Origin of the sequence: Acinetobacter sp. YH12095 (assembly GCF_013419245.1) — a bacterium.
GTDB classification, from domain to species: domain Bacteria; phylum Pseudomonadota; class Gammaproteobacteria; order Pseudomonadales; family Moraxellaceae; genus Acinetobacter; species Acinetobacter towneri.
Genome location: NZ_VPAL01000019.1, coordinates 37,546 through 44,054, shown reverse-complemented (window position 1 = coordinate 44,054; position 6,509 = coordinate 37,546). Strand labels below are relative to the sequence as shown.

The 6,509-nt window shown below is 40.4% G+C and carries 6 protein-coding genes and 2 rRNA genes; all 8 read left to right on the top strand.

Features of this window, described 5'->3' with window-relative positions:
* Positions 1-109, top strand: a 23S ribosomal RNA gene (locus FTU35_RS11470); the annotation flags it as partial.
* Positions 110-332: 223 nt separating this feature from the next.
* Positions 333-447, top strand: a 5S ribosomal RNA gene (gene rrf, locus FTU35_RS11465).
* A 217-nt stretch (positions 448-664) separates the two neighbouring features.
* Positions 665-2,119, top strand: coding sequence for an RNA polymerase factor sigma-54 (locus tag FTU35_RS11460; RefSeq protein WP_180064750.1), 1,455 nt, complete (start codon positions 665-667; stop codon positions 2,117-2,119).
* A 170-nt stretch (positions 2,120-2,289) separates the two neighbouring features.
* Positions 2,290-2,622 (top strand): ribosome hibernation-promoting factor, HPF/YfiA family, encoded by a 333-nt coding sequence (gene hpf / locus FTU35_RS11455; RefSeq protein WP_096902101.1) that lies wholly within the window; start codon positions 2,290-2,292, stop codon positions 2,620-2,622.
* 138 nt (positions 2,623-2,760) lie between these two features.
* Positions 2,761-3,012 (top strand): BolA family iron metabolism protein IbaG, encoded by a 252-nt coding sequence (ibaG, locus tag FTU35_RS11450; protein WP_070155716.1) that lies wholly within the window; start codon positions 2,761-2,763, stop codon positions 3,010-3,012.
* A gap of 7 nt (positions 3,013-3,019) precedes the next feature.
* A complete protein-coding gene (gene murA, locus FTU35_RS11445) occupies positions 3,020-4,276 on the top strand; it encodes a UDP-N-acetylglucosamine 1-carboxyvinyltransferase (RefSeq protein WP_168418791.1) in 1,257 nt (418 codons plus the stop codon).
* Entirely contained in the window at positions 4,276-4,983 is a 708-nt protein-coding gene (hisG, locus tag FTU35_RS11440) for an ATP phosphoribosyltransferase (RefSeq protein ID WP_168418792.1), read from the top strand. The genes murA and hisG overlap by 1 nt, the downstream gene beginning before the upstream one ends.
* Before the next feature lie 179 nt (positions 4,984-5,162).
* Positions 5,163-6,467, top strand: coding sequence for a histidinol dehydrogenase (hisD, locus tag FTU35_RS11435; protein ID WP_180064749.1), 1,305 nt, complete (start codon positions 5,163-5,165; stop codon positions 6,465-6,467).
* Positions 6,468-6,509 lie beyond the last annotated feature (42 nt).

Sequence of the window (6,509 nt, the reverse complement as noted above, 5' to 3'; positions counted from 1 at the left end):
TTTATGCCTCCTAAAGAGCCGTTGAAGACTACGACGTTGATAGGTTGGATGTGGAAGCATAGCGATATGTGAAGCTGACCAATACTAATTGCTCGTGAGGCTTGACTATACAACACCCAAACAGTTGTTGTATCACAAGCATCAATCGATTCATAAAAGATCACTTAAACCTGATCTAATCAAATATCTTGATTCAGCCCTTGCTGAACATGAAATTTCAGATACAATAGCCAACCTGTTAATAACTCATTTGGAACCAAGTAAGGCATTACAAGCGAAAGCATCGAGCTTAAGCAATGTAACTAAGACCCGAACAAGTCCATAACAGTTGTGCTGGCGACAATAGCAAGAGTGAACCACCTGATCCCTTCCCGAACTCAGAAGTGAAACCTCTTCGCGCTGATGGTAGTGTGGGGTTACCCATGTGAGAGTAAGTCATCGCCAGCTCATTATTCAAAGTCCCCCTTCTCAATGAGATGGGGGACTTTTTTTATGGATAAAATAAAATGTTAAGAATAAAGATTACTAAAATATCCGTATTAAAAAATATTTATGATTTTAAATAAATCTATGTTATATCTTATAAAACGGCATAAAAATTGCTTATTATAACTTATTGGATTAAGTTGTTGAAAAATCAATTATTTTAAAAGAGTGGTAAGATATGAAGTTATCGGTTGGACTTAAAGTTGCAAACTCCTTGTCACTGACACCGCAGTTACAACAAGCCATTCGTTTGCTTCAACTTTCAAGCTTGGAGTTAGAACAAGAAGTTCAAATTCAATTGGATAGTAATCCTTTATTAGAAAAAGTAGAAGAGCAAAGCAGTATTGAAAGCTTATCAACACTCGAAGACCAAGAGCGAGATCAGAAAGATTTAACAAAAGAACTAAATGCAGATCATTTGCCAAATGATTTGCCGGTAGATACGGATTGGGATGATGTGTATACCCACTTACCGACCAGTTTAGGGGCGGCAGAATATGAAGAGCGAGAGGATAATCGTCAAGGCCACTTAGGGCTAAAAGAACACATGCATACGCAAATTAATTTGTTGCATTTTTCGCAAGTTGAACAGTTAATTGCATATTGTATTGTCGATGCTTTGGATGACAATGGTTTTTTGGATTGTGAAGTATCGGAAATTACTACATCGGTGCAGCATCTATTGGCATCTATGGACTACGAAGATGAAGTGGAAGATGACGAAGTTCTAGTGGTGCTGAAACATATCCAGCGTTTAGATCCAATTGGGATTGGTTCACGGAATTTGGCTGAGTGTTTATCTATTCAACTTGAAAGTTTGGCTATAGATGTGCCATACCGTCAGGAAGCGCTACAGTTAATGCAGCATTATGAGCTTTTAATCTCGAATGATTTGCCGAAACTACTGAAGCAAACAGGTTTGAACGCTACGCAGTTACAACATGCCGTGGCATTGTTGAAAACATTACAAGCACATCCTGGTACTGCATTTGAAGATCAGGATTCAGACTACCAAATTCCAGATGTGGTAGTTAGTAAAAAACAGGATCATTGGCATGTGCAACTCAATCCAGATGTTGTGCCTAAGCTTAGAATTAATTCCTTTTATGCCAATATGATTAAACGCGCAGATCAAAGTGAAGATAATCAATATTTGCGTAATCAAATGCTAGATGCGAAAAACTTTATAAAAAGTGTTGATGAACGTCATAAAACCTTATTAAAGGTAGCGACTTGTATTGTGCAACATCAACGTGAATTCTTTGAAATTGGCGCAGAAGGCATGAAGCCTTTAATTTTACGTGACGTAGCTGATGAAGTTGAATTACATGAATCGACCGTTTCACGGGTAACGACCAATAAATATATGCTCACTCCACGTGGATTGTTTGAATTGAAATATTTCTTTTCAAGTCATGTTGCGACCAGTTCTGGTGGAGAAGCATCTTCAACTGCGATTCGTGCAAAAATTAAAAAACTCGTCTCTGAGGAAAATCCGCGTAAGCCTTTGTCTGATAATACAATTGCAAATTTGCTGAAAGCCGAAGGTATTGATGTGGCGCGCAGAACGGTGGCGAAATATCGTGAGTCATTAAATATTGCATCATCTTCTGAACGAAAAGTCTTGATCTAATTTTTAAAATCGGTCTATTCTAAGGATTCATTATGACTAAATAATGAATCTTTTTTCTTTGAAGGAATAGTTAGACATGATTTAAAGTGACCGCTACAGTGATCTGTTATTTGGCAATCAATCATGTGAACTATGCCTTCCTAATCCTAATGAAGGTGAGGGATAGAATTATGCAAATAACAATTCGTGGACATCACTTAGCTATCACCCCTGCAATTGAAGAAAATATTCGACTTAAGTTTGCACAAATGACCAAACATCTGGATCAGGTCAATAGTATGCAGGTGAAATTAAGTAAAGATCATCAAATCGATAAACATTCTAAAAAAGGCAGTGCCAATCATATTGCTGAAGCGATTATTCGCTTGCCCGGCACCGAGCTGTTTGCGCAAGCTTGTGCGGATGATATGTATACTTCTATTAAGATGATGACTGAAAAATTAAAACGCCAATTAGAGAAGCATCGGAAGATGCAACTAGACTACCAGCCTTTAGCGATTTAGCCTTAAGGTGGTTTTAAAAGAGGTTTTTGATAAACCTCTTTTTTTATTGCGATAATGTATACGATTAATGAATAATTTTTTCTATTTATAGTAAAATGACAGGTTTTTACACCGTTGGTCCTATAAGAGGTCTTTGTGATGAATAGTGAACAGCTCACTGAAATTTTAAAAGCTGCTTTTCCAGAGGCTGAAGTTGCTGTAAGTGGGCAAGGCGGCAAGTTTGATCTTCGTATTGTAGATAATCAATTTGATGGCAAACGTCCTGTTGCTCGTCAACAAGCTGTGTATGCACCATTGAATAGCTATATTGCCAGCGGTGAAGTTCATGCGGTAACAATTCGTGCAATGACACAAGAAGAATGGCGTAAAGCAAGCTTATTTGGAGCTTAATAATTTAATGGATAAATTTTTAATTCAGGGCGGTAAAAAGCTCGAAGGTGAAGTGCGTATTTCTGGTGCAAAAAATGCAGCGTTGCCACTTCTTGCTGCAATGATTCTTGCAGAAACGCCAATTACATTGAAAAACGTTCCAAATTTAAAAGATGTAAATACCTTGGTGAAGCTGATTGCGGGTCTAGGCATTACTATGTCCTATGAAGGCGACACAGTAATTGCAGATACTTCAACACTTGATAACCAGTTTGCACCGTATGAGTTGGTAAAAACCATGCGTGCCTCTATTTTGGTGCTTGGCCCATTGGTGGCGCGCTATGGTAGTGCAAAAGTATCTTTACCTGGTGGATGTGCCATCGGCTCACGCCCTGTTGATCAACATCTTAAAGCACTAGAAGCTTTGGGTGCTGAGATTGAAGTTGAAAGTGGCTATGTGCACGCTAAAGTCAACGGGCGCTTAAAAGGTGCTGAAGTGGTTTTTGATATGGTGACTGTGGGGGGGACTGAAAACATCCTCATGGCTGCAGTGCTAGCAGAAGGTGTGACTACCATTCGTAATGCTGCACGTGAACCAGAAATTACCGATTTAGCACAAATGCTGATTAAGATGGGCGCTAAAATTGAAGGCCTAGATACAGATACTTTAGTGGTAACTGGTGTTGAGCATTTGCATGGTTGTGAATATTCAGTAGTCGCTGACCGTATTGAAACAGGTTCATATTTAGCTGCTGCTGCAATTACGGGCGGTAAGGTAAAAACCACGCATACAGATCCTGCATTATTGGAATCTGTATTAGACAAGTTTGAAGAAATGGGTGCAGAAGTCACACGCGGGGACGACTGGATCGAGTTGGATATGACTGGTAAACGTCCTAAAGCAGTAAGTTTTAGAACGTTGCCACACCCTGAGTTTCCAACCGATATGCAGGCACAATTGATGGCTGTGAATGCGATAGGCCGTGGTTTTGCAACAATTTCTGAAACAATTTTCGAAAACCGTTTTATGCATGTCCCAGAGTTGTCACGTATGGGTGCCAATATTCAGGTTGAAGGCAACGATGCTGTCGTGACAGGGGTGGAAAAATTATCTGCTGCACCTGTGATGGCAACGGATTTACGTGCATCGTTCTCTTTAGTATTGGCAGCATTGGCGGCAGAAGGGGAAACATTGATTGACCGTATTTATCACATTGATCGCGGTTATGAAAATGTAGAGCAAAAGTTACAAGGTTTAGGCGCCCAAATTAAGCGAGTAAATTAATGAATGACATGAGAAACGATGATCCTAATTTTGACGTAATGGGCAATTTTGATCATGGTTTAACTTTGGCATTAAGTAAGGGGCGAATTCTAAAAGAAACTTTGCCTTTATTGGAAACTGCGGGAATTAATTTACTGGAAGACCCAGACAAGTCACGTAAATTAATTTTTCCGACTACACACAAGCAGGTACGTATTCTGATTTTACGTGCTTCAGATGTGCCAACTTATGTTGAAAATGGTGCGGCGGATATTGGTGTTGCAGGTAAAGATGTATTGATGGAGCATGGCGCGCAAAATGTATATGAGCCGCTTGATCTAAAAATTGCCAATTGTAAATTGATGACTGCGGGAAAAGTTGGTATGCAGCGCCCGAAAGGTCGTTTAAAAATTGCCACTAAATATGTGAATTTAACCCGTCAATACTATGCGAGCTTAGGCGAGCAGGTTGATGTAATTAAACTTTACGGTTCAATGGAATTAGCACCATTGGTCGGTTTAGGTGATTACATTGTCGATGTGGTGGATACAGGCAATACTTTGCGTGCCAATGGTTTAGAGCCTTTGGAAGAAATTTGTAAAGTATCTTCACGTTTGATTGTGAATAAAGCCAGTTTTAAACGTAAGCAGCATTTGTTGAATCCAATTTTAGCACAGCTTGAAAAAGCAGTGGCAGAACGTGAGTTAGCCAAACAACAGTCGGCTTAATCACAAACAGTAAATCAATCTTAAAAACCGCCATTCAATGGCGGTTTTTTCATGTTTGCCATTATTCTATTCTTGAATGATTTTGAACGTGAATTTCCATAAAACATGCTTGCTTCGCAATGCATAGATTCCCACAAAGCCCTTGAAACAAGGTAAACTAAAGTTTTCTATCTAACCTTGTGGGTAAATTGATGCGACGTTTATCGACTCAAGATCAAAGCTTTAAACAAGCCTTTGCAGACTTGTTGGCTTTTGAAACTGTCAGTGATCCTGAACTTTTAAAAACTGTAGATCAAATCATTGCTGATGTGCGTCAGCATGGCGATGCTCAGGTTCTTAAACTCACTCAACAGTTCGATCGACATCCAGCGCATCAGTTTTCAGAACTTGAGTTAAGTCAGGAACAGCTCAAAGCTGCTTTTGATGGTCTGACTACAGAAGTCCGTGAAGCTTTGGAGTTGGCTGCGACACGTATTCGTGAATTTCACCAAGCGCAAAAACAAGATGGCTGGACTTATGTAGATGCCTTGGGTAATACGCTTGGACAAAAAGTGACTCCGTTGGATCGTGTAGGTATTTATGTACCAGGTGGTTTGGCGTCTTATCCATCTTCGGTGTTGATGAATGCAGTACCTGCACATGTGGCGGGTGTGCCTGAAATTATTATGGTTGTACCAGCACCGAATGGCGAACTGAATCCACTGGTTTTAGCAGCGGCTTATTTGGCAGGAGTCACCCGTGTCTTTACCATTGGTGGAGCGCAAGCCGTTGCAGCTTTGGCTTATGGAACAGAAAGTATTCCATCTGTTGATAAAATTACAGGACCGGGTAACCGTTTTGTGGCAGCTGCGAAACGTGCTGTTTTTGGTCAAGTCGGTATTGATATGATTGCAGGACCATCTGAAATTTTGGTTTATGCAGAAGGGGAAAATAACCCTGAATGGTTGGCGATGGATTTATTATCTCAAGCCGAGCACGACACGGTTGCACAATCTATTTTTATTACACCAGATGCGCAATTGCTGAATCAGGTTGAACAAGCGATTGAACAGCACTTGGCGAATTTGCCTAAAGCTGAAATTGCCCGCACTTCTATTGCAAATCGTGGTGCATTGATCTTAGTCAAAGATCGTCAAGAGGCGATTGAATTGATCAACCAAGTTGCGCCCGAACACTTGGAGTTGTGTATGGATGATCCACAAGTGATGGCAGAAGAAATTCGTCATGCGGGTGCGATCTTTATGGGGCGCTATACACCAGAAGCTATTGGTGATTATTGTGCAGGGCCAAACCACGTATTACCAACGTCGGGTACAGCACGTTTTTCATCGCCATTGGGTGTTTACGATTTCCAAAAACGCTCAAGTCTGATTATGTGTTCAGCTGAGGGCGTGAAAAGTTTGGCGAAAACTGCTGATATTTTAGCGAAGCAGGAAAATCTGGATGCGCATGCACGATCAGCACGTTATCGTTATCAATCATAAATAGCATTACAACCTCTCCCTGACCCTCTCCTAATAAAGAGA